The following is a 25,395-nucleotide window of genomic DNA, read 5'->3' on the forward strand; positions in this document are numbered from 1 at the left end:
GTAACCCTCCTGTCGTGTGGCGTTCATTCTCGGCGCGTACTCAGGGGAGAAGGCCATTTCGACGACCGGAGGAACCATGACTGTCAGCATCGGCTCACGCGTGATCGGCGGCGGCCACCCCGCCTATGTCATCGCGGAGATCGGCCTCAACCACAACGGCGACGTCGACATCGCCAAGCGTCTGATCGACGTCGCGGCGAAGGCGGGAGCCGACGCGGTGAAGTTCCAGAAGCGCACTCCCGAGATCTCCACCCCCGAGCACATGCGCGATGTCCCGCGCGAGACGCCGTGGGGCACCATGAGCTACCTCGACTACCGTCGCCGCGTCGAGTTCGGCCGCGACGAGTACATCGCCATCGGCGACCACGCCACGATGCTCGGACTCGACTGGTTCGCGTCCCCCTGGGACGTGCCCAGCGTCGAGTTCCTCGAAGACCTCAACGTCGTGGCTCACAAGGTCGCCTCGGCCAGCCTCACCGACACCGAGCTGCTCCTCGCGCTGCGCGAGACCGGCAAGCCGGTCATCCTCTCGACCGGCATGTCGACGATCGAGCAGATCGACCGCGCTCTGTCCACGCTCGGCACCGACCGCGTCGTGCTCATGCACGCCACGTCGACCTATCCGCTCGAGCCCGAGGAGGCCAACCTCCGCGCGATCGCCACGCTGCGCGACCGCTACCCCGGAGTGCCGGTCGGCTACTCCGGCCACGAGCGCGGTCTGCAGATCTCTCTCGCCGCCGTCGCGATCGGCGCGGTCGCCGTCGAACGCCACATCACGCTCGACCGCACGATGTGGGGCTCCGACCATGCGGCATCCCTCGAGCCCACCGGCCTCGAGCACCTCGTGCGTGACATCCGTGTGATCGAGATGGCTCTGGGCGACGGAGTCAAGCGCGTGTTCGAGAGCGAGCGCGCGCCCATGGCGAAGCTGCGGCGCATCTCCGCATGAGCGAACCGGGCACGAGCAGGTCGGGCGCGCTGCGGGTCGTCGCGATCGCCGACGCCGACTCGTTCGTGAAGTGGTCGGCGTCGCTGCTCGGCAGTGTGCCCGGCATCCGTCCGCATCTGCTGCTGGTGCAGACGCCGCTGACCGCGAGCGTCGATCAGCAGCGCACGGCGCTGGCCGGCACCGGGATGCTGTCAGACGACGTCACCCGCATCGGCTTCGCGCAGGCTGCCGCGTGGCTCGAGGGACAGCGTCCCGACGTCGTCCTGCTCGCCGGGCGCGGGCCGTTCGTGCGCCTGATGGGGCGCCTGGTCGACACGCTCTCGCACCGCCCGGTGGTCGTAGCGGGTCTGCCGGGAATGGCGATCCCCGCCCAGCGGGGCGCCCTCGAGTACCGCCGCCATGCCGACCTGCTCGTGGTGCACTCCCACCGTGAGGAACGCGCGTTCGCCGAGCTGGGCCACCGGATCGGCGTGCAGGTGCCGACGGCGCTGGCCACATTGCCGTTCGCGCGATCGCGATCGCGTATGCTCGCCGCTGACCGGGCCCGGGCGCTCGGCGCAGACGCAGGCCACCCGGCAGGAACCCTCATCGCCGATCGTCCTCCGACTCCGAGCGCCGTGCGGATGCCGGCGACCGACATCGTGTTCGCGGCGCAGGCCCTGGTGCCGGTCGGACGGGACGAACGCGCCGAGATCGCCGCCACCCTCGTCAGGGCGGCCGAGGCCGACCCGAATCGTCGAGTCGTCGTCAAGCTGCGCTCGCGCCCAGGGGAGTCCGAGACCCACCTCGAGCGCGATCCGTATCTCGAGCTGCTGCCTGCCCGGCGTCCCGACAACCTCGTGGTCTCCTACTCCTCGATGGCTGCCGCGCTCTCGACGGCGGCCGGACTCGTGACAGTCAGCTCGACCGCGGCCGTCGAAGCCGTGGCGCTCGGTGTGCCTGTGATCGCGCTCGATTCGTTCGGCGTCAGCAAGAGCCTGCTCAACACCGTCTTCGTCGGCAGTGGGCTGCTCGGCGGGCGCAACGAGGTCGTGGCCGGTCGATTCCGGCATCCGCACCCCGCCTGGCTGCGAGACAACTACTTCCACCCGGCGGCCGAGTCGACCTGGTGGAACCACGTCGAGCAGCTGGTCGCTCTGCGCCGGGCCGGTGCTCTGCCGGCGAAGCGCGTGCCGGCAGCCCGAGGCGGCGCGCTTCACGAGGCGTGGCACCGCGCGAGCGTGCTCGGCTCGAAGGACCGCACCCTCGGCGGCGCTGCTGCTCTCGCCGTGGGGGTGCCTGCGACGGCGCTCCTCGCTGCTCTGCGCCGCGGCCGCGCGTCCGGCGACGGCGGCACCTGGGCCGACGCGACGACCGACATCACCCTCGAGCCGAACCCGTTCCACGACTCGATCCGGCGCTGAGACACCGGCGGGCGATCGGGCTCAGGGGCGGAGCAGTGCGTCGACCTGCGCCCTCACGTCCTGGGCGATCTCATCGATGCTCGCCTCGGCATTGACGCTCGCCGCCATCGTGACGAACATCACCGCTGACACGATCCGGGCGAGTGCGGCAGCCCGATTGTCGTCGATGGTCGGATCGCGCCGCAGGATGTCCGCCAGCGCGTTCTCGGTGTCGCCCACGATGCGCAGAGCCTCGGCATGGTGCGAGTCGGTCGGATTGCCGAACACCATCTCGCGGAGATAGGTGCGGCCGTTCTCGATCTGGGCGCGATTGCACTCGATGATCGGGCGGAGGAGAGCCATCGCGGCGTCGAGCGTGTCCGGTGTCGCCTCGGCGGCCGCACGTCCGGCCTCGAGCGCGACAGCGTAGTGCGCGTTCTGCACGAGCAGCAGCAGCTCGCCCTTCGTCTTGGCGTACAGGAACAGCGTGCCCGTGCCGACATCTGCCTTCTCGGCGATCTGCTGGGTGGTGACGTCGTCGATGCCGTGCTGCGCGAACAGCTCAGTCGCGGCCGCGGTGATGCGCTCGAGCTTCTGCTGCTTGTTGCGCTCGCGGCGCCCGAGGGTCGGTGCTGGGGTCGACATCTCGTCCTCTCGGGAATATAAACTGATTGGGCTCAGTTATGACTGCAGTCGCTTACGTGCGAACTCAGCAGACACCACATTGTCCCAAACATCAAGGAGCATTCCATGCCTTCACTCGACGGCGCAGTCGTCCTCATCACCGGAGCGAACGGGGGCATCGGCACCCGTTTCGTCGAGGAGGCGCTCGCGCGCGGAGCGGCCAAGGTGTACGCCACGGCGCGGACGCCGCGCGAGTGGGCCGACGAGCGGGTGGTGCCCCTGCGACTCGACGTCACGGATGCGGAGTCGATCCGCGCCGTCGTCGAGGCGGCACCTGATGTGACGGTGCTCATCAACAACGCCGGCGCCTCTGTGCCGACCGCGGGGATCCTCACGCATACGGACGATGAGATCCGCCACAACGTCGAGACGAACTTCCTCGGACCGCTCTTCCTGACCAGGGCCTACGCCCCGCTGCAGTCGGGTCGCGACGGAGCGACGGTCATCGACATCCACTCCGCTCTCGCCTGGTTCGCCGTCGGCGGCATCTACAGCGCCACGAAGGCGGCGCTGTGGTCGGCCACCAACTCGCTCCGTCTCGAGCTGGCTCCGTCGGGCGTGCACGTCGTCGGCGTGCACGTCGGCTACGTCGACACGGCGATGGCAGAGCACGTGTCGGACCCCAAGACCGACCCCGCCGAGCTGGTGCGTGCGATCCTCGACGCGACCGAGCGCGGGGAGTACGAGGTGCTCGCCGACGAGATCTCCGTGCAGCTCAAGGCCGGGCTCAGCGCGCCGCTCGAGGCGGTCTACCCGCAGCTCCAGCCCGCGGCCGGCTGATCCCGGTCGAACGAGAACGAACAGGGGAAAGACGATGCGCGCAGTCGTGCTCACCAAGTACAAGCAGCCGCTGGAACTCATCGAGGTCGAAGAGCCGCAGGTGGGGGAGCGAGACGTCCTGGTCGCGGTCGAGGCCGTCGGCCTCAACCAGCTGGACGAGAAGATCCGGGCAGGCGAGTTCGCGCAGATCCTGCCGTACTCTCTGCCCGTCGTGATGGGCAACGACGTGGCGGGCACGGTCATCCGGGTCGGCCGCCTGGTCGAGTCCTTCCGTCCCGGTGACCGGGTGTTCGCCCGGCCGGATCAGAATCGGATGGGGGCGTTCGCGGAACGGATCGCGGTGGCGGAAGCGGATCTGGCACTGATTCCGGACGGCATCTCGATGGCTGAGGCGGCGTCGCTGCCCCTGGTGGCTCTCACGGCGTGGCAGGCGCTGGTGGAGAGAGGCCACGTCGGACCGGGGCAGAGGGTGCTGATCCACGCGGGGTCCGGCGGCGTGGGCTCGATCGCGATCCAGCTCGCGAAGCATCTCGGCGCGATCGTCGCCACCACCGCGAGCGCGGCGAACGCCGACTTCGTCCGCGAGCTGGGCGCCGACGTCGTGATCGACTACCGCGCGGAGGATTTCGAGAAGATCCTCTCGGAGTACGACTTCGTGCTCGACAGCCTCGGCGGCGAGAATCTCGAGAAGTCGCTGCGGGTCCTGAAGCCTGGCGGCCTCGCCGTCGGGATCTCGGGGCCGCCTGACCCGGCGTTCGCGAAGCGGATGGGGCTGGGCGTGATGGTGCGCCTCGCGATCGCCGTGTTGAGCCGACGGATCCGACGTCAGGCGAAGCGGCTCGGAGTCACTTACGAGTTCCTCTTCATGCGCGCGGATGGCGAGCAGCTGAGTCGCATCGCGGCCCTCGTCGACGGAGGTGCGCTCAGGCCCGTCGTCGCGAAGACCTATCCGTTCGGGCAGATACCCGCCGCGCTCGCGGATCTCGCGTCCGGGGGCAGCCGGGGAAAGATCGTCGCCACCCTCGAGCGCTGATCGCGCGACGTCCGCACCGCCCGCCCGGACATCGGGTCGGCGGTGCGGACGTGTCGCGTCAGCTGCTGCGACGGATAGCCCGTACTCCCACCACGAGTCCGACGACCGCCACCGCCAGCGCCGAGACCCACCCCCACAGCACGGTCGGATCGCCCAGGTCGCCCGCGAACAGCGCGCGCTCGGCCTGCACCACCCAGTTGACCGGGTTGACCGATGCGACCGCCCGCATCCAGGCGGGGCCGTCGTCGAGAGGCAGCAGCATGCCCGACAGGATCAGCAACGGGAAGATCAGCGACTGCTGCACTCCCCAGAACAGCCACTCGCGGTCTTTGGTGGCCAACGCCAGCGAGTACGACAGCGAACCGAGTCCGACGCCGAAGACCGCGAGCAGCGCGAGCCCGATGAACAGGCCCGGCAGGTTGATCGCGAACCCGAACGGCCACGCGATCAGCACGATGATCAGAGCCTGTACCACGATCGGCGCGATCTCCTTGAGCGCACGACCCACGAGCAGCGATGAGCGCGCGAGCGGTGCGACCAGCGTGCGCTCGTGCGAGCCGGTCATCATCTCGTACTGCAGGTTCGAGCCCGTGGCGCCGGTGCCGAACAGCACGATCATCACGAGCACGCCGGGCACGAACCAGGCGAGGGTCTCTCCGGCCGGTCGGCCGGACCCGCCGATGAGGAGCGGCGCGAACAGGCCGAGGAACACGAGCGGCTGCAGCAGGCTGAAGATCAGGGTGAACGGGTCGCGCAGCACCGGCTTGAGCTCGCGGGTCAACACGTTCCTGGTGTCGCGCATGAGATTCGCGCGCACGAGGGTGTCGGTCCTGGTGGTCATGAGCGGACTCCTGTCTTGTCGTTCTCGACCCCGGTTGCGGCATCGGACTCGGATGCATCGGCGGTGCCTTCGCCCGCTTCGCGCAGCGTGCGCCCGGTCAGAGCGAGGAAGACGTCGTCGAGGGTGGGTGGGACGCCGGTCGCCCGACGCACCAGGATGCCGGCGGCATCCAGCTCGCGCACGATCACCGGCAGCAGTCGGTCGCCGTCGGGCACGGCCAGCGTCAGCGAGTCGTCGTCGAGCGACACCTCGGCCCCGCTGAGGCGAGCGACGGCCGGGCGTGCGTTCGCGGCATCCGCATCGTTCGCGAAGCCGAAGGTGAGCACGTCGCCGGCGAGCGTCGCCTTCAGCGCTGCCGCGTCGTCGTCGGCGATGATGCGGCCCTTGTCCATGACCATCACCCGCTCGGCGTAGCGGTCGGCCTCTTCGAGATAGTGCGTGGTCAGGAAGACGGTCGTGCCGTGCTGGGTGCGCAGGTCGAGGATGTGCTCCCACAGATTGGCCCTGCTCTGCGGGTCGAGACCGGTCGACGGCTCGTCCAAGAAGATCAGCGGCGGCGCGTGCATGAGACCGAGCGCGATGTCGAGCCGGCGCTTCTGACCTCCGCTGAGCTGCTGCACCGTGCGGGCCGCGAACGAGGAGAGATCGAGGGACTCGATCAGCTCATCGGCGCGACGGATGCTGTCGCGCCGGCTCATGCCGTAGAACGCGCCCTGGCTGAGCAGCTCATCGCGCACCCGCTGCGAGAAGCTGCCGCTCGTGAGCTGACCGACGTAGCCGATGCGTGCGCGAACTCCGGCCGCATCCGTGCGGATGTCGTGGCCGACGACGCGGGCGGTCCCCGACGTCGGCGGGATGAGCGTCGTCAGCATCCGCAGGCTCGTCGACTTGCCCGCGCCGTTCGGGCCGAGGAACGCGACGAGCTCGCCGCGCACCGCAGTGAAGGAGAGGTCGGTGACCGCTTCGACCGACGTCTTCTTGACGGTGAAGACCTTGGTGAGGCCTTCGGTTTCGATGATGGATTCGTTCGACATGCCAGCAGGCTAGAACGCAATCAGGACAGATCCTGTCCGCAATTTCTGTCAATCTTGAGACATGTCCGACACCACCTCCAGAGCCCTCGCCCTGCTCAATCTGCTGCAGACGCACAGGCACTGGCCCGGCACGGAACTGGCGAGCAGGCTCGGCGTCACCGAGCGCACGGTGCGCCGCGACGTCGATCGGCTGCGAGAGCTCGGATACCGCGTGGAGTCGACGCCCGGAGCGGCCGGCGGATACCGCCTCGAGGCCGGCAGTGCCGTGCCCCCGCTGTTGCTCACCGATGACGAGGCGGTGACGATGGCGATCGGTCTTCGCGTCGCCGCGACGCAGCAGCTGGTGGGCGGTGCCGAGGTGACGCTGACGGCACTTGCGAAGCTCGAGCAGGTGCTGCCGTCGGCGCTGCGTCAGCGGGTCAATGCGCTCGCCGCCGCCGTGCAGCCACCGCGCATCGGCGACGCCCCGGTGGTCTCGCCCATCGTGCTGGGGGAGATCGCTCTCGCGACCCGAGACCACGAGCGTGTGCGGATGCGCTACGTCGACGGAGCGGGTGCCGAGAGCGTGCGTCGGGTCGAGCCGCACGCGCTCGCTCCCTCGGGCCGCAAATGGTTCCTGCTGTGCTGGGATCTCGACCGCGATGACTGGAGGACCTTCCGCGTCGACCGGATCGTCTCGGTCGAGCACACCAGGGTGCTGTTCACACGACGCGAGATCTCGACCGAGGAGATCGACGAGCGGGTGCTCATCGCCGCGTCGTGGTCGCCGCAGAAGATCGAGGCGGATGCCGTGATGCAGCTGCCGTTCCCCGAGATGCAGGACATGTTCGGGCCCTGGTCCGAGGGCGCGACTCCCGAGGGTGAGAATCGCACGCGCTGGCCCTTCGGCGGCTCGGACTGGCGCGAGGCGATGTACGCGCTGCTCTGGATCCCCCAGGGCGTCGAGTACACGACCAGCTTCCCCGAGCCGCATCGCGCCGAGCTGCGGGAGTCGGTGCAGCGGCTTCTGCGGGCGCTCGATGCGCCGGCTCCCGATCCGCGCGACTAAGGGCGGGGTGCGGCGATCGAAGGAGGGTTCGGGTCGTTCCACCGTTGAAATGTCTGCACCCACCAGAATGCCGCGAACAGGATCAGGGCGACCGCCTCGCCGATGAGTACGACGGGCGTCTCCCCGAAGGTCTGACGGAAGAGCACCGCGACCACGAGCAGCACGAGGTCGGCGATGAGCAGCCCCGCGATCCAGCGATAGACCGATCGTTGCCGGGGTGTGGGCGGAGTCTCGCCTGGCTCGAGTGGGCCGCCCGCGTAGAGGATCGGGACCGCCGCGAACACTCCGAAGAACAGCAGGGTCACTGCGAAGTGGATGCTGTTCACAGGCCAGAAGTTGAACGGGAAGTACTCGTCGAGCGCCGGGGCGAAGGCGAGTGCCGTGACGACAGCGGCCGTGACGAGCGCGAACAACGACACCAGCACGGCCGCCCGGTTCGGGGTGCGCGTGCGGCGGCGGATCACCGCCATCGTGATCACCACGGCCACCACCACCACGGCATAGACCGCGATCCCCGCCTTGGCGCTGCCGACGTATCCCGCGGGGATGCACTCCGTGGCGATCGGGCACGGAATGTGGCCGACCGCGCGAGTGTCGGCGAGCCCGGTCGGAACGATCGCGATGAGCGGCGCCAAGACGGCGCATACGTCGAGCAGCGTCGTCGCCCGGCTGCGTCCTGAGAGAGCCAGCAGGACGACGGATGTCGCGATCAGCGCTCCGGCGAAGACGTCGCGGGCCGGCGTGTAGATCGCGTGGCTGATCGAGTGGAGCGGATTCCAGCCGAACATCATCGGCTCCCACATCACCACGAAGCTCTGCAGCGCGACGCTCACGAGCAGGGCGAACACGATCAGCACCAGCGACAGACGGAGATAGCGGTGGGTCTTCTGCGGGGTCGTCGCGGGACTGTCTGCGGCTGCCATGTTCGAGACGCTACACCGCTCGGCGGACGCCGCCGTGTGACGCGGCGTGACGCCCCATGTCATGCGGGGACGCACTCTGTCAATCCCCGCAACGATCCTGGCCTTCCCGGTCGCAGCCGGGTAGCGTCATTCCCATCGCGGCGATCCGGGCGGTCCCGGGCCTCAGTTCATACCTGAAGGCGTGGCGGGTTCGACTCCCGCCGTCGCGTCCACTTGTTCGGGCTCTGCCCGCGACCCACCCGCGGTCAGCCCCCTGCGCGGCGACCGCGACGCAGACGCTCGAGGGTCTCGCCCGCTGCGACACCGACGAGAACCGTCGCCGTCGTGATCGACAGCGTGAGCGCGTCGACGGTGAAGCCCGCGAGCCGCACAACGGCGAGCAGAGCGAGAGCCACCAGACCGACGAGTTGCGCTCGCGCCCAGCGCCCTTCGAGCACGCGGCGGAACAGCACGGTGCCGGTGAGGAAGAGGAACGGCGCGCCGACGACCACGACGGCCGCGGCGAGGCCGCGCTGGTCGGGAAGCGCGAGCATCTCCTTGTCGCCCACGCTCATCAGCACGATGCCGGCGATGATCAGAAGATGCACCCATGTGTAGACGGTGCGAGCGAGCCGGGCCGGTTCGCCTGACGCCTCGATCGCCTCGGCGCCGATGCGTTCGCCGTGATCGAAGTAGATCCACCAGGTCGCCGCGGCGGCGACGAACGCCGTCACCAAGGCAGCGATGGATGCGACGGACGATTCCTTGTCGACGAACGCGAAGCCGGTGACCAGCAGGCCTTCACCGAGTGCGATGAGCACGAAGAGGGACGTGCGCTCGGCGATGTGCGGACCGGAGAGATCCCAGGTCTTCAGCTGCACCTTCCCCCGTCCGGGCACCGGAAAACCGAGCACGGTGCCCAGCAGTTCGAGAGCCAGCGCGGCGGCCCACAACGGCAGCTGCCACCCGAGGGGCAGCAGCGCGCCGACGATCCACAACACGCCGCCGGCGACCGCCCAGCAGAGGAGGAGGGAGAAATCGCGGGCCACCCGCCGGTCGTGACGGGCTGTCGCCCACACGATGAAGACCGTGCGTCCCACCTGGAGGACGACGTAGGCGATGGCGAACGCCCATGCGCGATCGCCGAACGCCTCAGCGATCGAGACGCTCATCACGAGCGCCACGAGGGCCAGTGCGATCACCGCCCCGCGCACGGGGAGCGTGACGGGGTCGAGCCAATTGGTGACCCAGGTGGTCGACACCCACGCCCACCACAGGGCGCACACCATGATGACGCCCTCCAGAGCGCCCAAAGGCGTCTGATTCTCGTAGAGGTAGGCAGACAGCTGGGTCAGCGCGAGGACGAACACGAGGTCGAAGAACAGCTCGACATAGGTCACTCGATCCGCGCGCGGAGAGTCTGTGGGGCGCAACACGTCGCGGGCCATCCCGAATGCCATGTCACCAGCTTGGCATCGCTTTTCGTCGGGGGGAGTGGACCCGCGCGCGGCAGGCGCTTCGCCGTGAGACCGCGCAGCTCCAGCGCGGGTCAGTCCGGCGACTCCGTGAGCGCCGCCTCGACCGGAGCCCACCCGTTCTCGAGAACGGTGAAACCGGCGTCGAGGATGCCGAGCTGGTCGTCGTTCTCGTTCACGAGCAGCTGCATCTGCAGCACGAAACGCGAGTAGACGCGGATCTCCGGGGTCGGCTCGGGGACTCCGAGCTCGTCGGCGATCGCATCCGACAGGGCATCCTCGTGGCGGAGCCACATCTTGGCGGCATAGTCGCGCAGTGCGGGCGTCTCGTTGAGAAAGGCGAGGAAGATCCGCGTCACGTCGTTGCCGTGCTCATCGATGTTGGCGCCGACCTCTGCGGTGTAGAAGTCGCGGATCGCCTGATTGATCGTGGTGCCGTCCGGTCGGTCTCGGACGGCGCCGACGAGCCGGTCGCGCTGCTCGTCGTCCTCGTCGAAGACCAGCGCCTCCTTCTGAGGAAAGTGCGCGAACACCGTCGTGGGCGAGACGTCGGCGGCGTCGGCGACCTCGCGGATGCTGACGTTGTCGAAGCCCCGCTCGAGGAACATCATCGTCGCGACATCGGAGATGTTCTTGCGGGTCGCCGCCTTCTTGCGTTCCCGGCGTCCGAGTGGCTCGGTATTCGTCATGCCTCCACCGTATCGCGCATTCGATCCAAAACTGGCTTGACACCAAAACTGGTATTGATACAGTTTCGGAGTGACTTCACTAACGAACCCGCTCGCGCGCAGCGACAAGCGCGCCTGGATCATGCTCATCGTGCTGACGATGCTCACCGTCATCGGGATGACCGTCGTGCTCCCCGTCCTTCCTTTCGTCGTGCTGCAATACGTCTCGCACGAGGGCGATCTCGCGATCTGGGTCGGTGTGCTCGAAGCCGTCAACGGCCTGTGCGCCTTCCTGGTAGCCCCCTTCCTCGGTCGCCTCTCCGACCGCTTCGGTCGACGCCCGGTGATCATCGCCGCCGCGTTCGGAGCGGCGTTCGCGATGACCCTCTTCGGCATCGGCGGTGCGATCTGGGTCCTGGTGCTCGCTCGCGTGATCCAGGGGGTGACCGCCGGTGACCTGCCGGCGCTCTTCGCCTACCTCGCAGACATCACCCCGCCCGAGAAGCGCGCGCAGCGATTCGGCCTGCTCGGCGCTCTCTCGGGGATCGGAATGATGATCGGCCCCGCCATCGGCGGACTCCTCGCGGCAGTGAGCCTGCAGCTGCCGGTCTTCCTCACCGCGGCCGTCGCCCTCACGATCGCGATCCTCAGCATCTTCCTGCTGCCCGAGAGCCTGAAGCCCGAGAACCGCATCGAGCGCATCTCGATCCGTGAGATCCAGCCGTTCGGTGTCTTCACCGAGGCGTTCGGCCGCAAGGAGCTGCGGGGTCTGATGATCGGATTCGGCCTGCTCGCGCTGCCGTTCGGCTTCTTCGTCAACAACTTCAGTGTGCTGGCGCTCGACTCGATCAGCTGGGGGCCGACCCAGATCGGTCTCCTCACCGCGGGCGTCGGCATCATCGACATCCTCATCCAGGGCGTGCTGCTCGGCATCCTGCTGCCTCGCATAGGCGAGCGCGGTGTGATCATCAGCGGCATCGTCGCGCAGACGATCGGACTCGTCGGCCTTGCGGTCGTCGCCTCGGTCTTCGCGCAGCCGTGGGTGTTCATCGTCGGTGCGTTGATGCTCGCCGCAGGGCAGGGAGCCGCCACAGCAGCGCTGGACGGTGCCATGTCGAACGCGGTCGGCGACGACGAGCAGGGCTGGCTCGGAGGGGCGACCCAATCGCTCAACGCCGCGATGAACACCGCGGCGCCGCTGATCGCGGGCGCGCTCTACGTCACCGTCAGCCACGCGGCGCCGTACTGGTTGGGAGCCGCGCTCATGGTCGTCGCTGCGATCGTGGTCGGCCGGGCGCACATCGCGAACATCGCGAAGAGGGATGCCGGAGAGCAGCCGTCAGCGGGCACCGCGAACCGCGTCCCGCTCGAGGCTGTGGACACCGTCGGCTGACACGCGCACCCCACGCCGGGGGGATGATGGATGCATGCCCACCCCTCATCGCCCCGGCCTGCGGGTCTCGGCGGGTCTCACGATCCCGGAGGCCGAGCTGTCGTGGCGCTTCTCCCGGTCGTCCGGCCCTGGTGGGCAGGGTGTGAACACCGCGGATTCCCGGGTGGAGCTGGTCTGGGATGCTGCCGGCAGCGCAGTGCTCTCGCCACACCAGCGCGAGCGTCTGCTCGACCGACTGAGCGGCCGTCTGGTGAACGGGGTGCTGACGATCGCCGCCTCCGAGCACCGCGCGCAGCTGCGCAACCGTGACGCGGCGCGGGAGCGGCTGGTGGCACTCGTCGGCGAGGCGCTGCGTCCGCCCGCACCTCCCCGCCGCGCCACCAAGCCGAGCCGCGGATCGAAAGAGCGTCGGTTGACCGCGAAGAAGCAGCGCACTGACGTCAAGAGACTGCGCAGACCGCCGCGCGACGGCTGACGGGCCGAATCAGTCCTTGCTGCCGCGCACCAGTTCGAGACCGGCGCCCGCGAACTGCCGCAGAGTGGCATCCGGCAGGAAGGCTCGTGTGAGGGCCGTGCCGATGGCCGCGAGATCGGCCTCATCGCGGAACAGCAGGTACATCGTCTCGTAGCGCGGGTGGAACTTCTGCTTGAAGCGGTGCAGCGACGCGAAGCCGTAGACGGGTTCGAGTGCTTCGGCGAGGCGGTCGCTGAGCACCGCGATCATGCCGGCATCCGGCGGATAGTCGTGGGCGAGCGGGGCCCCCGAGAGCGACATGATCTGGGCGCCTTCCTCCGAGAACTGCTTCGCAGACGATCCGATCAGGTACTCCATGACGGGCCCGAAGCCGCCATCCCGGCGCCGCATCAGATCGAGCGTCCATCCGCGCACGGAGCCGCCCTCGCCGTATACCGGCAGCCACGACAGGAATCCGTCGACGTCGCCGTTCTGGGCCAGCGCCAGAGCCAGTCGCACCTCGGGATCCTCGGCCTCGTCGAGCGTGCCGAGAGTGAACCGCATCTCGGGGAGGTCCTTGTCGCCGACCCAAGCCTCCGAGATCGCCCGCAGCTGCTGCCGCACCCCCCACGACTCGTCGCCGAGTCGGGTCAGCCGGAAGTTCATGTCCTCGCGTCCTGCTCGATTGAGCGAACTGCGCACCGAGTTCCAGCGCTTGCCGGTGAACTCCAGGCCCGGCAGGTCGACGATCGTGTCATCCGCGACCACGAGGCTGCGCCAGCCCGCCGGCACGGCATCCCGCGTCGCATCGTCGGCGCTGAAGAAACACGGTACGAGGCCCGCGAGCTCGGCGGTGCGGATGAATTCCGCGACAGCGTCTGCACGCGACGCCGACGGTCCGATCGGGTCGGCCAGCGCGAGCGCGACCCCGGCCCGGCGCTGGTACGCGACGATCCCTGCAGCGCTGCGGGCGTAGCTGTTGCCCTCCCACGTCGTCATCCAGGACAGCGTCCCGCCGCCGTGCGCGCGCAACTCGGTCTTGACCTCATCGACGGTCGGGGCGGGTTGGATTCCGAGCGGTGACCTGCGCTTCGCCCGGAACGCCCGACGCACCGCGACCAGGTAGACGAGCAGGATCACCCAGAGGAAGCCGTTGGCGAGGGCGAGCTCAGTCTCGCCATCCCAGCGCAGGTCGACCTGAGCCTGCGAGAACACGGTGATCAGGATGAGCACGAGCGCCGCGATCAGGATGTTGAAGGGTCCGAGCAGGATCACGAGCACCCACGACCAGCGGCGGCCTCGCAGCAGTCCGTTCACGAGCACGGCGATGACCACGAGGTCGATCGCCAGGTCGATGAATCCGCCCGACACGGGCTCCGTCGGACCGAACGGGCCGTCGGTCGCCACCAGGGTCGTGATGATCTCGACCGCTCCCAGAACCAGCAGGGAGATCACGGCGATCAGGCGCTGTTCCCGCACGGTGGTCCGCTGCACACGCAGGGTGCGGTCGACGACCAGGATCAGCAGCACGGCGAGCAGGTGCTCGAGATCCGCGACCGCGCCCCAGAACAGCATCGCGATGAACACGAATCCGAGCAGCACGAGCCAACCGCGCACCCGCCACGGCGGCCGGAACAGTCCGATCGCCGCGGCGATGCAGGCCATGGTGCCGCCCGAGGCGCCGACATCGAGCGCCTGAGCCTGCTCCTGCGCCCAGGCCCACGGCAGCTGCGAGGCGAAGAACAGCACGAGTGCGGTGGCCAGGATCGCGAAGAGCTGCCCGACCCAGTAATAGGCGAGCGCGACCCTGGTGCCGCGGCGGTACTCGAGGTACGCCATGCCCCAGAATCCCGAGATCGTGAAGACGTACACCCAGGGTGCGTTGACGAAGAACGTGCCGGTGAACGGCGTCCACCACATGCCCTGCGCGAGGTTGGGCAGACCGTACGCGACGGTGCCGAACAGGTCCGTCTTCTCGAACGGGCTCCACAGTCCCTGCCACACCACGCCGACGACGAGGATCACCGAGACCATCGTGAGAGTGGCGGGCATGCGTCGCAGCACGGCGAGAACAGGATGCGATGTGGGGGTTCGCGCCTCGGTCATGCGCTCAGCGTAGCGAGGGCGACGCATCTTCCGGAGTGAGACGCCGCGGGACATAGTGGCTCCATGCCCATCGGAATCCGACGCCGCCGACCGTCATGAACCCCGCGGCGAGAAGCAGGCCCGCGATGACCCCGACCGACGCGGCCCACGCGACGACGCCTGGATCGTCCCTGTCGCTCCGCGCGAAGAACGCGTTGGATGGACTCATGCCTGCGAATCGGATGCCGCGCCCCTCACCGACCCGGCCGCGCACCGCTGCCGCGCTCGCCGCCGCATGCGTCAGCGCAGTTCTCGTGCTGGCGTCCTGCGCCCCCGAACCGAACCCGGTGTCCGCGCCGGCATCCGAGTCGTTCGTCGACGAGCTGGAAGCACCCTGGTCGATCGCCTTCCACGGCGACGCCGCTCTGGTCAGCGAGCGCGACAGCGCCCGCGTGCTCGAGATCGGCGAGACCGGCGAGGTGCACGAGGTCGCTGTCATCGACGGCGTGGAACCCGGTGGCGAGGGCGGACTGCTCGGGCTCGCCGTGAGCGACGGCGAGCTCTTCACGTACTTCACGGCGCAGGGCGAGAACCGTGTCGAGCGGCGGACGATCGTCGGGGACGCAGGAGGACTGTCGCTGGGGCCCGCGACCGTGGTGATCGACGGCATTCCCGCAGCCGGCAACCACAACGGCGGGCGCATCGCGTTCGGGCCCGACGGGATGCTGTACGTCACGACGGGCGACGCGGGCGATCGTGACAGCGCTCAGGACCTCGACGCGCTGTCGGGCAAGATCCTGCGGCTCACACCCGAGGGAGAGATTCCCGCAGACAACCCCTTCGACGACTCACCCGTCTACAGCTACGGGCACCGCAATCCGCAGGGCATCGCCTGGGACGCGGAAGGCGGAATGTACGCGAGCGAGTTCGGGCAGGACACGTGGGATGAACTCAACGTCATCGAGCCCGGCGGCAACTACGGCTGGCCCGAGGTCGAGGGAATCGCCGACGACGGCGACTACATCGACCCCGTGCAGCAGTGGCGGCCGGAGACTGCGAGCCCGAGCGGCATCGCCGTGACGGGCTCGAGCATCGTGATCGCGAACCTCCGGGGCGAGCGCCTGCGCACGGTGCCGCTCGACGATCTGACGGCCGGCACCGAACAGCTCGTCGGCGAGTTCGGCCGCCTGCGCGATGTCGTGGTCGGGCCGGGAGGAGACGCCTGGATCCTCACGAACAACACCGACGGGCGCGGTGATCCGTCAGACGGAGACGACCGCATCCTCCGGCTCTCTCTCGACTGATCGGGCCGCGGCGGTCAGACTCAGGCGAAGGCGTCGACGCCTGTCGCGGCGACCGACAGCGCCCAGAGTCGCTCGGCGGCCTCAGGGTCGATCGCCCACTCCTTCACCCCGCCGGTGGTCATGTCGCTGTGGTCGGGCGCGACGATCCCCTTGATCGAGCAGTCCTCGCAATACGCACCGCTGCGCTCGACCAGCTCCGTGGCGGTCGCTGCCCAGAGCCCTGTCGACGCACCTTCAGCCGGTGTCTTGAACCGCGGGTTCGGGGTGCCGTCCTCATCGATCCAGCCGCGAGAGAGCAGCTCCTCACGGGGAACGTGCCGCTGCAGCTCGGTCATGATCCCGCCGGGATGCACCGAGAAGGCGAGGATGCCGCGCTCGGCGCCGCGTCGCGCAAGGCCCACCGCGAACAGAGCGTTCGCCGTCTTCGACTGCCCATATGCGACCCAGGGGTCGTAGGGCGTCGTCGCGAAGTCGATGTCGTCGAACCGCACGGGGGATCGGAAGTGCCCTCCGGATGAGTACGAGATGACGCGGGCGTGGTCTGACAGCAGGTCCGCCACCCCGCCCACCAGGGCGAAGTGACCCAGGTGGTTGGTGCCGAACTGCGACTCGAAGCCCTGCGCCGTGTGACCGAACGGGGTGGCCATGATGCCGGCGACGTTCAGCACGAGGTCGATCGGCTGACCGTCGCGGCGCACCGATTCCGTGAACGCCGCGACGGAGTCGAGGTCGCTGAGATCGGCGCCCCGTACCGCCGCCTCCGCGATCCCGTCGAGTGCCTGCTGCGCCGCATCCACACGCCGTGCCGGAACGACCACGCGCACTCCGGCATCCGCCAGCGCGCGCACCGTCTCGAGTCCCAGTCCGGAATAGCCGCCGGTGACGATCGCGGTCTTGCCGGCGAGGTCTGTGCCCGCGATCACCTCGGCCGCGGTGGAGCGGTAGCCGAACTCCGACGAGAGCGGCTGCTGGCGGGCGATCATGTCGAGAGGAGCTGTCATGATCCGACCGTACGATCTAGAGTGCACTCGAAGTCAAGGAGGAGTCCTCATGGTTGATGTGGTCGACACGACGCGCACGTTCAGCATCGGCGAGCTCGCTCGCCTGGCGGGCGTGAGCGTGCACACCCTGCGCTGGTACGAGGCCGAGGGGCTGTTCCCTCGTGATGTGCCCCGCACCTCCGGCGGGCGGCGCGTGTACGCCCACGATTCGCTCGTATGGCTCGCCCTGCTGGGGCGGCTCCGCGAGTCCGGGGCGCCGATCGCGCTGCTGCGCGAATACGCCGCCCTCGTGCGAGCGGGCAGCGGCAATGAGGCCGAGCGACTCGCCCTGCTGCGTGCACACGAACGCTCACTCGATGCGCAGATCGAGTCGCTGATCGCCTGTCGACAGGTGATCCACGACAAGGCCGCGGGCTATCAGAAGGCGCTCTTCGCCCGCGGCCTTCTCTGACTCAGCCGTTCACAGCCTCCTCGATCGCCGCCTCGAGGTCATCCCACGCCTCCAGCACGACGGGTTCGCCGTCGATGAAGAAGCTGGGCGTGCTGCGCACTCCGAGCCGCTCGCCGTCGCTCTTGTCGGCCTGCACGCGTTCGAGCGTCGCCGGGTCGGCGACCGCCGCGTCGTAGGCGGCCATGTCGAGTCCGAGGTCGACGGCGAGCGCCCGGAACACCTCCGGAGTCTCCTCCGACTGCTCGCCCCACTGGGCCTGCGTCTCGAACAGCCGGTGGTACATGTCCTCGAAGCGGTCCTGCTCTGCCGCGGCCTCGGCGGCGAGAGCGGCCTGCGTCGAGTTGATGTGCCCCGGCAGCGGGAAGTACCGCACGACGTAGGTGATCTCGCCGTCGTACTGCTCACGCAGGTCTTCGACGATCGGGTAGAACGCGGCACACGCCTCGCACTCGAAGTCGAGGAACTCGACGACCGTGACGGCTCCGGCCCCTCCGTCGTCGAGCACGTGCGAGTCGGTGCGGACGGTCTGCAGCTTCTCACCCTCGGGCGGAGCCGGATCAGCGGCCTGCTGCGACATGGCATAGACGATGCCGACGATCGCGAGGACGATCGCGACGGCGATGGCGATCAGGGTCGCCTTGACAGGGGTCTTCATGGGGTTCTCCAACGGTTCGGATCAGGCAGGGTGATGAGGCCGCGACGAGAGTGCGGCCGGGGGTCGCCGACGAACGGCGTGCCTGATTCAGGTGCGGGAGAGCGACAGCTGCGTGAGGGTGAGCGCGGGGATGCACCGCTGCGGGCCCGCGCGAGGCGGAGCAGACGCACGCACGGGGATGCCGGTGCGGATGAGACCGCCGCGTCTGCCGAACCGGAGGAGGAGCAGCACGAGCACGAAGCAGCACAGCGCGGCGACGACGACGATCCCGGCATCGGACGGGGCCGCATCCATCGCGGTGCCGCCACCGTCATGGTGGCCCGAGAGCGACGCGGCGCTCGCACCCGGCGCGAGGCACAGCGTCGCGTGCGCATCTGCTTTGCCATGCGACGTAGACCACGCGCCGATCACGAGCAGCAGGGCGAGGCCGAGCGCGAGAGCGACCCGGAGGATCAGCATCCGCTCGACGCCCTGGTGTCGCAGTCGCGTCGACGGGGCATGCATGGTGCGCGCAGTCTAACAATCGGGCATCGGCGACCGCTCGACGGCACCCCCACAGGTCCACGTCTCGCAGACCCGCCTACACTGGAGGGGTGGCGAGACTGTTGATCGTGGGCGGCTTCCTGGCCGCCATCTTCTGGGTGTTCAGCATCGTCGACTGCGCAGTGCAGCCGCCGACGCGGCACCGGGGCGTGCCCAAGGCCGCGTGGATCGCGATCGTCGTCTTCATCCCGGTCATCGGCGGGATCCTCTGGTTCACGCTCGGCCGCCGCCGCGCCAACGACAACGGCGGGGCGATCCGCATCATCGCCCCCGACGACGACCCCCAGTTCCTCCGCAGCATCAGCAAGAGCGAACAGGATGCCCGCATCCGCCGCCTCGAAGAGGAGCTCGCGAAGCTCGAGGACGAGACCGACGACGGCACCGCACCGGACGGCACGGCGCCGGACACGCGTCCGTGACAGCATCGCCGGCGACGGATGCCGCGGCATCCCTGATCGCCGACCTCATCGCCCACGGCGTCCGCGATCTCGTGCTCTCGCCGGGTTCTCGATCTCAGTCGCTCGCGCTCGCCGCAGTGCACGCCGCGAACCAGGGGCACCTGCGCCTGCATGTGCGGATCGATGAGCGCGTCGCAGGGTTCACGGCACTGGGTCTCTCGCGTGAGACCGGAGTTCCCGCCGCAGTGCTCTGCACCTCGGGAACCGCCGCCGCGAATCTCCTCCCGGCGGCGATGGAGGCCTTCCACTCAGGAGTGCCGCTGCTGCTGCTGACGGCCGACCGCCCGCCCGAGCTCCGCGGAGTCGGAGCCAACCAGGCGACGATCCAACCGGGCATGTTCGCCTCCTGGGTGCGCGAGCAGATCGACGCACCTGTTCCCGGTGACGGCGACTGGTCAGGTCTGGCGGTGCGAGCCGTCGGGGCCGCGATGGGGGCCGATGCCGAGCACGGCCTCCCCGGAGTCTCAGGCCCCGTGCACCTGAATCTGCCGTCGCGTGAGCCGCTGTCTGGCGACGTTCCCGCTGTCGACATCGCACCGGGCGAGGCTCCGAGGCCGGTCGCCGCAGAGCCGCTCGTGCTCGAGCGCGGGCCGCGTACGGTCGTGATCGCAGGGGCCGATGCCGGGCCGGATGCCGAAGAGGTCGCGCACGCCGGATCCTGGCCGCTGATCGCCGAGATCGTCAGCGGTGCCCGCTTCGGACGCCAGGTCGTGCACGGCTATCGAGCGCTGCTGAGCGACGACGAGTTGGGCGGCCGCATCGAGCGCGCCGTCGTGCTGGGGCATCCGACTCTCAGCCGCGAGGTGGCCCGTCTGCTGTCGCGTGCCGACGTCGAAGTGATCGCCGTCCGCCGCGGTGGGGAGGCTCTCGACCTCAACGGGCGCACGACGCCTGCGGCGTCCGTCGCGGTCGCCGCCGGCCCTGCCGATCGCGAGTGGCTCGGAGCCTGGCTCACGGCATCCGCCGCTCGCGCCGTCGACCTCAGCGAACGCGCCCCCGACCAGGACGGTCTCACCTCCACCGATCCGTCCGCTCGACGTGATGCCGTGAGGGCCGAGCTGGCTGCCGTGCGCCGCCCGCTCGATCGCGAACTCCTCGCCGACGCCGTCTGGCGGGCGACCTGGCCGCACGACCGGCTCGTCTTCGGCTCGTCGCGCCTCGTCAGGGTGGCCGACTCGGTGCTCGGCGGCAAGAAGGTCCCGGTGCACGCCAACCGCGGACTCGCCGGGATCGACGGCACGATCGCGACTGCCACAGGCATCGCTCTCGCGAGTCAGGCCGGGGGAGCCCCGGGGGTCACCCGCGTGCTGCTCGGCGACCTCGCCTTCCTGCACGACGTCGGAGCGCTGCTGCTGCCACCCGATGAGCACGAACCGCGCATTCAGGTCATCGTGGGCAACGACGGCGGCGGCACGATCTTCGACGGCCTGGAGGTCGCGGGCACAGCGCCTCGCGCCGACCTCGACAGAGCGTTCTACACCCCGCACACGGTGCGTCTCGAGCAGCTGGCCCTCGCTTACGGGTGGGAGTATCAGCGCGTCACGACCCGCACGGCGCTCGATCAGGCTCTCACCGCTCCGGCCGGTGGCCGTCAGCTGATCGAAGTGCCGCTCACGCGCTGATCCGGTTCGGCGTGGCGTGCATCCGCAGTGGCAGGATGAACGCATGACAGCGCACGAGTGGGCCAAGACCCTCCAGGTCGGCGACGGATTCCGTCTCTCCGACGTCGATCCGCAGAGCACTCCGGGATACAGCGGCGCGAAGGCCGACGGCAAGCGCGATCTCGCGTCCGGTCTCGACGAGCTCAATCAGCTGCAGGAGCGGCTGTTCGCAGAGAGTCGCGTCGGAGTCGCGAAGGACTCGGTGCTGCTGATCCTGCAGGCGATGGACTCGGCGGGCAAGGGAGGCATCGTGCGGCACGTCGTCGGCGGCGTCGACCCGCAGGGTGTCGCGCTCACGGCGTTCAAGGCGCCGACGGAGGAGGAGCTCGCGCACGACTTCCTGTGGCGTGTCGCCAAGCGGCTGCCGGAGCCGGGGTTCATCGGCGTCTTCGACCGCTCGCACTATGAGGACGTGCTCATCGGCCGGGTGCGGTCGCTGGCCCCGTCCGACGAGATCGAACGGCGGTACGACGCGATCAACGAGTTCGAGGCCGAGGTCGCGGCCTCCGGCACCCGCATCATCAAGGTCATGCTGCACATCTCTCGCGACGAGCAGAAGGAGAGGCTGATGGAGCGGCTCGAGCGGGCCGACAAGCACTGGAAGTACAACCCGGGCGATGTCGACGGGCGACTGCTCTGGGACGACTACATGGCGGCCTATCAGACGGCGTTCGAGCGCACCTCGACCGCTGCGGCGCCCTGGCATGTGATCCCGGCCGACCACAAGTGGTTCGCCCGCCTCGCCGTGCAGGAGCTGCTGCTCGACGCACTGCAGCAGATCGATCCGCAGTGGCCGGCGGCCGACTTCGACGTCGAGGCGGAGAAGAAGCGTCTCGCCGCGAGCTGACCGATCCGAAGGGCGTCGCTCAGGCGAGGGCGTCGACCAGCGGACGGAACTTGACGCGGGTCTCGAGCAGCTCCGACTCGGGGTCCGAGCCGGCGACGATTCCCGCGCCCGCATAGGCGGTGACGGCGATGTCGGTCTCGGCGGGAGTGAACTGCGCGCAGCGCAGCGCGATGGCCCATTCACCGTTGCCGGCTCCGTCGACCCACCCGACCGGGCCGGCATAGCGACCGCGGTCGAACGGTTCGAGTTCGCGGATCGCCGCGATCGCAGCGGATGTGGGGGTTCCTGCCACAGCGGCCGTCGGATGCAGGGCGCCGACCAGATCGAGCGACGAGCCGCCGTCGGCCAGCTCGCCTTCGACATCGGTCGCCAGGTGGAAGAGGTTCGGCAGCTTGAGCAGGAAAGGCTGCTCGCTCGCGGCCAGCGCGCGCGTGTGCGGGCGCAGCGAGGCGAGCACGCTCTGCACCGCATACTCGTGCTCGTCGAGATCCTTGGTGCTCGAGGCCAGGTGAGCGGATGCCGTGGTGTCGGCATCCGCATCGGCCCCTCGGCCGATGGTTCCGGCCAGCACACGGGCGGTGACGGTGCGCTGTTGCACGGTGACGAGCGTCTCGGGGCTCGCGCCGATCAGCCCGTCGACCGCGAAGGCCCAGGTGTCGGGGTATCCGGTCGACAGCGCGCGCACGAGGCGGCGCAGGTCGGATCCGGCGGGGATGCTGCCGGTGAGGTCGCGAGCGAGCACGACCTTGCTGAGGGCGCCACTGGCGATGCGATCGAGCGCCTGGCGGACGGAGTCCTGATAGCCCTGCGGGCTCTGCGCCCCCGGCCCGACCGTGCCGGCCCAATGGGGGCCGTAGCCGATCGTGGACGCATCGGGCTGCGGTTCGGCCGCGGAGTGCGACGCCGAGTGGATGCGGGTGAGCCACGTGCGCCCATGGTGTCGGCCGATCACGAGCGCAGGCACGACGAGAACGCTGTCGGCGGCGGAGTCCTCGTCGAAGGTCAGCGCACCGAACGCGACGAGCCCCGAGCCGGGAAGCCGGAGGTCGTCGTCGATCTCGGCATCCTCCGCCAGGTCTCGCCAGGCGGCGGCGATGGCGGCCGAGCGCATGGACGCAGCGCCTGCGGGAATGCGGACCGTCTCGACCACGCCGTCTCCCACGGCGACGATGCCGTCACCGCGGCGCAGCCAGGCAAGGGGCCGCGACGGGTCGGCGTAGGCCAGGAGATCCTCGACCGGATCGATCTCTCGGGTCTCCACGACCAGCCTGCTGCTCACCCCTCCAGCCTAGTTCGTCGCTCGTCGACCGGGATGTGAGTGACCCCGCCTACGCTGAGTGCATGAGCGACGCCCGACCCGCCCCCGGCACCGAGATGATCTTCCAGTGGCGCAAATGGGACGGCTCGCCGCACTGGCGGCACGAGTGCGTGTATCTCGGTGCAGACGAGTGGGGCGACTGGATCGGTCAGCCGGCCGGCTGGCCCAGCGCTCGACCGGGTGCGGCCTACATCGCAGAGACCCCCAACGTGACGTTGGTGCCGCGACAGCCCGACTTCGCCCTGACCGTGAATCGCGATCATCCGAAGGGCATGCGCGTCTACATCGACATCGGATGGGATGTGCGCTGGTCGGACGACCCGCTGCTGGCGGTCGGCATCGACATGGACCTCGACGTCGTGCGGGTCGATGGGCCGCGGGGCATCTGGGTGGACGACCGTGACGAGTGGGCCGAGCACATCGTGCAGTACGGATATCCCGCCGAGATCATCACCCGGCTCGAGGCACTCGCGCTCGACCTCGAGCAGCGCGTGCGCGATCAGACCGCTCCGTTCGACGATGCGACTCCGGATCTCTGGCTCGATCGCCTCGATGCCCTGCACCTCGCGCCTAGACTGGGCACGTGACCTCGAACGAAGCAAACCGCGCCGATCTCGGCAAGGACCCGGCCCGCGTCAGCGGCATGTTCGACCAGGTCGCCGCGGGCTACGACCGCACGAACACGGCGATGACGGTCGGCAACGACGCCCTCTGGCGCGCAGCCACGACCAGGGCGGTCGCCCCGAAGCCCGGGGAGAAGATCCTCGACCTCGGTGCGGGCACCGCGTCGTCGTCGGCATCCCTCGCCCGCAGCGGAGCGCAGGTCGTCGCCGCAGACTTCTCGCCCGGCATGCTCGCCGAGGGCAAGCGGCGCCACGGCAGCATCCGCAATCTCTCGTTCGTGCAGGCGGATGCCACCGATCTGCCCTTCGAGGACGGCGAGTTCGACGCCGTCACCATGTCGTACGCCCTCCGCAACGTCAACGATCCGAAGAAGGCGCTCCGCGAACTGCTGCGGGTGACGAAGCCGGGCGGTCGCCTCGTGATCAACGAGTTCTCGACCCCGCCCGGCACCCTGTTCCGTGCCGGGTACCGCTTCTACAACTCGCAGGTGCTGCCTCGGGTGGCCCGTATCGCCGGCACGAACGGCGACGCGTACGACTACCTGAACGAGTCGATCCGCGACTGGCCGGATCAGAAGAAGCTCGCTGCGTGGATTCGCGAGGCCGGGTGGACCGAGGTCGAGTACCGCAACCTCTCGTTCGGGATCGTCGCGCTGCACCGGGCGTTCAAGGCCGCGTGAGTACGACGCGCGAACCCGCACGGCTGACGACGGTAGGCTGAGACCGTGACTTCGAGCCGCGTAGCCCCGGGTTCGCGACTGGCGAGCCGTCTCGGTTTCAGCGACCGTGTCTTCATCGGCACTGCAGGTCGACGCATCGCTCAGGCGATCGAAGACGGTCTCGAGCGTGTCGAGACCGGTCTCGCCGACGATGTGCGCGTCGCCGACCCGCTGGCCGACGCCGCGAGCCGCTACCTCTACGAGGCGGGGGGCAAGCGCATCCGCCCCGTGCTCACCCTGCTGGCGGCCCAGCTGGGCGACGGCAACACCGAGCAGGTGATCGACGTCGCGAAGGCGCTGGAGATCACGCACCTCGGATCGCTGTACCACGACGATGTCATGGACGGCGCCGACCGCCGTCGTGGCGTCCCCGCCGCGCACGCGGTGTGGGGAAACAACATCGCGATCCTCACCGGCGACATTCTCTTCTCCCGCGCGAGCCAGCTGATGTCGCGTCTGGGCGAGCGCGCCATCCGCCTGCAGGCCGACACCTTCGAGCGTCTGGTCCTCGGCCAGATGCACGAGACTCTCGGTGCGCAGCCCGGAGACGACCCCATCGAGTTCTACCTCCAGGTGCTCGCCGACAAGACCGGTTCCCTGATCGCCGCGGCGACGCAGGGCGGCGTGATCTTCTCGAACGCACCCTCGGAATACGAAGAGCCGCTGCGTGTGTACGGCGAGAAGATCGGCGTCGCCTTCCAGCTGCTCGACGACGTGATCGACCTGTCGGCCAAGCCCGAGGACACGGGCAAGGTGCCGGGAACCGACCTGCGCGCCGGCGTTCCGACGATGCCGTACCTGCTGCTGAAGGCCGAGACCGACGACGCGTCGATCGACCTCGCCGCCCGCATCGACGACGGGGTCACCCGCATCGCCGAGGGTGAGGACCCCGGGATCCTCGACGGCCCGCTCACCGAGCTCCGCGACCACGTCGGCACTCAGAAGACCCTCGCGCTCGCGCATTCCTGGACCCGGGATGCGATCGATGCGCTCACCGCGCTTCCGCGCGGCACCGTGCGCGATGCGCTCACCCGTTTCGCAGAGACCCTCGTCGAACGCTCCAGCTGACCGCGTCGCGGCCATCGGC

The 25,395-nt window shown here is 69.2% G+C and carries 26 protein-coding genes and 1 tRNA gene; 16 read left to right on the top strand and 11 right to left on the bottom strand.

The window, feature by feature from the left end; genetic code table 11:
- Positions 1 to 76 precede the first annotated feature (76 nt).
- Complete coding sequence (locus tag OB895_RS15630) at positions 77 to 949, top strand: N-acetylneuraminate synthase family protein (RefSeq protein WP_309691028.1); 873 nt, start codon at positions 77 to 79, stop codon at positions 947 to 949.
- Entirely contained in the window at positions 946 to 2,352 is a 1,407-nt protein-coding gene (locus OB895_RS15635) for a DUF6716 putative glycosyltransferase (RefSeq protein ID WP_311878089.1), read from the top strand. The genes OB895_RS15630 and OB895_RS15635 overlap by 4 nt, the downstream gene beginning before the upstream one ends.
- Positions 2,353 to 2,373: 21 nt before the next feature.
- On the opposite strand, the gene OB895_RS15640 is transcribed toward OB895_RS15635, so the two are convergent.
- Positions 2,374 to 2,976 (bottom strand): TetR/AcrR family transcriptional regulator, encoded by a 603-nt coding sequence (locus OB895_RS15640; protein WP_042538648.1) that lies wholly within the window; start codon positions 2,974 to 2,976, stop codon positions 2,374 to 2,376.
- A 105-nt stretch (positions 2,977 to 3,081) separates the two neighbouring features.
- On the opposite strand from OB895_RS15640, the gene OB895_RS15645 reads away from it, so the two are divergent.
- Together OB895_RS15645 and OB895_RS15650 are read left to right on the top strand one after the other, a co-directional pair.
- Entirely contained in the window at positions 3,082 to 3,795 is a 714-nt protein-coding gene (locus tag OB895_RS15645) for an SDR family oxidoreductase (RefSeq protein WP_042538650.1), read from the top strand.
- A 34-nt stretch (positions 3,796 to 3,829) separates the two neighbouring features.
- Positions 3,830 to 4,828 (top strand): NADP-dependent oxidoreductase, encoded by a 999-nt coding sequence (locus OB895_RS15650; RefSeq protein WP_042538652.1) that lies wholly within the window; start codon positions 3,830 to 3,832, stop codon positions 4,826 to 4,828.
- Positions 4,829 to 4,886: 58 nt separating this feature from the next.
- Here OB895_RS15650 and OB895_RS15655 read toward each other — a convergent pair whose 3' ends face one another.
- Positions 4,887 to 5,669 carry an ABC transporter permease gene (locus OB895_RS15655; RefSeq protein ID WP_042538654.1) on the bottom strand — a complete coding sequence of 261 codons (783 nt, stop codon included), beginning with the start codon at positions 5,667 to 5,669 and terminating at the stop codon, positions 4,887 to 4,889.
- The gene (locus tag OB895_RS15660) at positions 5,666 to 6,703 is read right to left on the bottom strand and encodes an ATP-binding cassette domain-containing protein (protein ID WP_311878093.1); all 1,038 of its coding nucleotides are present in this window, start codon (positions 6,701 to 6,703) and stop codon (positions 5,666 to 5,668) included. Before OB895_RS15660 ends, OB895_RS15655 begins: the two co-directional genes overlap by 4 nt.
- Before the next feature lie 61 nt (positions 6,704 to 6,764).
- On the opposite strand from OB895_RS15660, the gene OB895_RS15665 reads away from it, so the two are divergent.
- Positions 6,765 to 7,751, top strand: coding sequence for a helix-turn-helix transcriptional regulator (locus OB895_RS15665; RefSeq protein ID WP_311878094.1), 987 nt, complete (start codon positions 6,765 to 6,767; stop codon positions 7,749 to 7,751).
- Here the strand turns inward: OB895_RS15665 and OB895_RS15670 are convergent.
- Entirely contained in the window at positions 7,748 to 8,674 is a 927-nt protein-coding gene (locus OB895_RS15670; protein WP_079113424.1) for a hypothetical protein, read from the bottom strand. The genes OB895_RS15665 and OB895_RS15670 overlap by 4 nt on opposite strands.
- A 136-nt stretch (positions 8,675 to 8,810) precedes the next feature.
- Here OB895_RS15670 and OB895_RS15675 point away from each other — a divergent pair.
- Positions 8,811 to 8,886: transfer RNA gene (locus tag OB895_RS15675), tRNA-Met, on the top strand.
- 33 nt (positions 8,887 to 8,919) lie between these two features.
- On the opposite strand, the gene OB895_RS15680 is transcribed toward OB895_RS15675, so the two are convergent.
- Positions 8,920 to 10,113: a low temperature requirement protein A gene (locus OB895_RS15680; protein WP_056373928.1), complete on the bottom strand. Its 1,194-nt coding sequence runs from the start codon at positions 10,111 to 10,113 to the stop codon at positions 8,920 to 8,922.
- A gap of 89 nt (positions 10,114 to 10,202) precedes the next feature.
- Positions 10,203 to 10,817, bottom strand: a complete 615-nt coding sequence (locus OB895_RS15685; protein WP_311878095.1) for a TetR/AcrR family transcriptional regulator — start codon at positions 10,815 to 10,817, stop codon at positions 10,203 to 10,205.
- A gap of 70 nt (positions 10,818 to 10,887) precedes the next feature.
- Between OB895_RS15685 and OB895_RS15690 the strand changes: the two genes are divergently transcribed.
- Both OB895_RS15690 and arfB read left to right on the top strand, forming a co-directional pair.
- Entirely contained in the window at positions 10,888 to 12,189 is a 1,302-nt protein-coding gene (locus OB895_RS15690; protein WP_311878096.1) for an MFS transporter, read from the top strand.
- 34 nt (positions 12,190 to 12,223) lie between these two features.
- The gene (gene arfB / locus OB895_RS15695; RefSeq protein WP_079113420.1) at positions 12,224 to 12,664 is read left to right on the top strand and encodes an alternative ribosome rescue aminoacyl-tRNA hydrolase ArfB; all 441 of its coding nucleotides are present in this window, start codon (positions 12,224 to 12,226) and stop codon (positions 12,662 to 12,664) included.
- A gap of 9 nt (positions 12,665 to 12,673) precedes the next feature.
- Here arfB and OB895_RS15700 read toward each other — a convergent pair whose 3' ends face one another.
- Positions 12,674 to 14,749, bottom strand: a complete 2,076-nt coding sequence (locus tag OB895_RS15700) for an MprF family protein (protein ID WP_311878097.1) — start codon at positions 14,747 to 14,749, stop codon at positions 12,674 to 12,676.
- Positions 14,750 to 14,970: 221 nt separating this feature from the next.
- On the opposite strand from OB895_RS15700, the gene OB895_RS15705 reads away from it, so the two are divergent.
- Positions 14,971 to 16,032: a PQQ-dependent sugar dehydrogenase gene (locus OB895_RS15705; protein ID WP_376708841.1), complete on the top strand. Its 1,062-nt coding sequence runs from the start codon at positions 14,971 to 14,973 to the stop codon at positions 16,030 to 16,032.
- Positions 16,033 to 16,052: 20 nt separating this feature from the next.
- Here the strand turns inward: OB895_RS15705 and OB895_RS15710 are convergent, their stop codons facing one another.
- Positions 16,053 to 17,033 (bottom strand): oxidoreductase, encoded by a 981-nt coding sequence (locus OB895_RS15710; protein ID WP_153302241.1) that lies wholly within the window; start codon positions 17,031 to 17,033, stop codon positions 16,053 to 16,055.
- 49 nt (positions 17,034 to 17,082) lie between these two features.
- Here OB895_RS15710 and OB895_RS15715 point away from each other — a divergent pair, with 49 nt between their 5' ends.
- The gene (locus tag OB895_RS15715; RefSeq protein ID WP_311878099.1) at positions 17,083 to 17,484 is read left to right on the top strand and encodes a MerR family transcriptional regulator; all 402 of its coding nucleotides are present in this window, start codon (positions 17,083 to 17,085) and stop codon (positions 17,482 to 17,484) included.
- Between the two features lies 1 nt (position 17,485).
- Here the strand turns inward: OB895_RS15715 and OB895_RS15720 are convergent, their stop codons facing one another.
- Entirely contained in the window at positions 17,486 to 18,139 is a 654-nt protein-coding gene (locus OB895_RS15720; protein ID WP_042538668.1) for a DsbA family protein, read from the bottom strand.
- A gap of 87 nt (positions 18,140 to 18,226) precedes the next feature.
- Positions 18,227 to 18,643, bottom strand: a complete 417-nt coding sequence (locus OB895_RS15725) for a hypothetical protein (RefSeq protein ID WP_079113418.1) — start codon at positions 18,641 to 18,643, stop codon at positions 18,227 to 18,229.
- 89 nt (positions 18,644 to 18,732) lie between these two features.
- Between OB895_RS15725 and OB895_RS15730 the strand changes: the two genes are divergently transcribed.
- The 3 genes from OB895_RS15730 to OB895_RS15740 are packed head-to-tail and all read left to right on the top strand — an operon-like array spanning position 18,733 to position 21,648.
- The gene (locus tag OB895_RS15730; RefSeq protein ID WP_042538672.1) at positions 18,733 to 19,101 is read left to right on the top strand and encodes a PLD nuclease N-terminal domain-containing protein; all 369 of its coding nucleotides are present in this window, start codon (positions 18,733 to 18,735) and stop codon (positions 19,099 to 19,101) included.
- A complete protein-coding gene (gene menD / locus OB895_RS15735; protein ID WP_311878101.1) occupies positions 19,098 to 20,762 on the top strand; it encodes a 2-succinyl-5-enolpyruvyl-6-hydroxy-3-cyclohexene-1-carboxylic-acid synthase in 1,665 nt (554 codons plus the stop codon). The genes OB895_RS15730 and menD overlap by 4 nt, the downstream gene beginning before the upstream one ends.
- A gap of 43 nt (positions 20,763 to 20,805) precedes the next feature.
- Positions 20,806 to 21,648, top strand: a complete 843-nt coding sequence (locus OB895_RS15740) for a polyphosphate kinase 2 family protein (protein ID WP_311878102.1) — start codon at positions 20,806 to 20,808, stop codon at positions 21,646 to 21,648.
- Between the two features lie 19 nt (positions 21,649 to 21,667).
- Here the strand turns inward: OB895_RS15740 and OB895_RS15745 are convergent, their stop codons facing one another.
- Positions 21,668 to 22,927 (bottom strand): isochorismate synthase, encoded by a 1,260-nt coding sequence (locus OB895_RS15745; protein ID WP_311878104.1) that lies wholly within the window; start codon positions 22,925 to 22,927, stop codon positions 21,668 to 21,670.
- A gap of 62 nt (positions 22,928 to 22,989) precedes the next feature.
- Here OB895_RS15745 and OB895_RS15750 point away from each other — a divergent pair, with 62 nt between their 5' ends.
- Genes OB895_RS15750 through OB895_RS15760 form a run of 3 tightly spaced genes read left to right on the top strand, consistent with a single transcriptional unit; the run spans position 22,990 to position 25,376 of the window.
- Positions 22,990 to 23,553 (top strand): DUF402 domain-containing protein, encoded by a 564-nt coding sequence (locus tag OB895_RS15750; protein WP_309690950.1) that lies wholly within the window; start codon positions 22,990 to 22,992, stop codon positions 23,551 to 23,553.
- Positions 23,550 to 24,269: a class I SAM-dependent methyltransferase gene (locus OB895_RS15755; RefSeq protein WP_042538682.1), complete on the top strand. Its 720-nt coding sequence runs from the start codon at positions 23,550 to 23,552 to the stop codon at positions 24,267 to 24,269. The genes OB895_RS15750 and OB895_RS15755 overlap by 4 nt, the downstream gene beginning before the upstream one ends.
- A gap of 45 nt (positions 24,270 to 24,314) precedes the next feature.
- On the top strand, positions 24,315 to 25,376 hold the full coding sequence (locus OB895_RS15760) for a polyprenyl synthetase family protein (protein WP_042538684.1): 1,062 nt from the start codon (positions 24,315 to 24,317) through the stop codon (positions 25,374 to 25,376).
- Positions 25,377 to 25,395: the final 19 nt, after the last annotated feature.

It is taken from the genome of Microbacterium forte (genome assembly GCF_031885415.1).
GTDB classification, from domain to species: domain Bacteria; phylum Actinomycetota; class Actinomycetes; order Actinomycetales; family Microbacteriaceae; genus Microbacterium; species Microbacterium forte.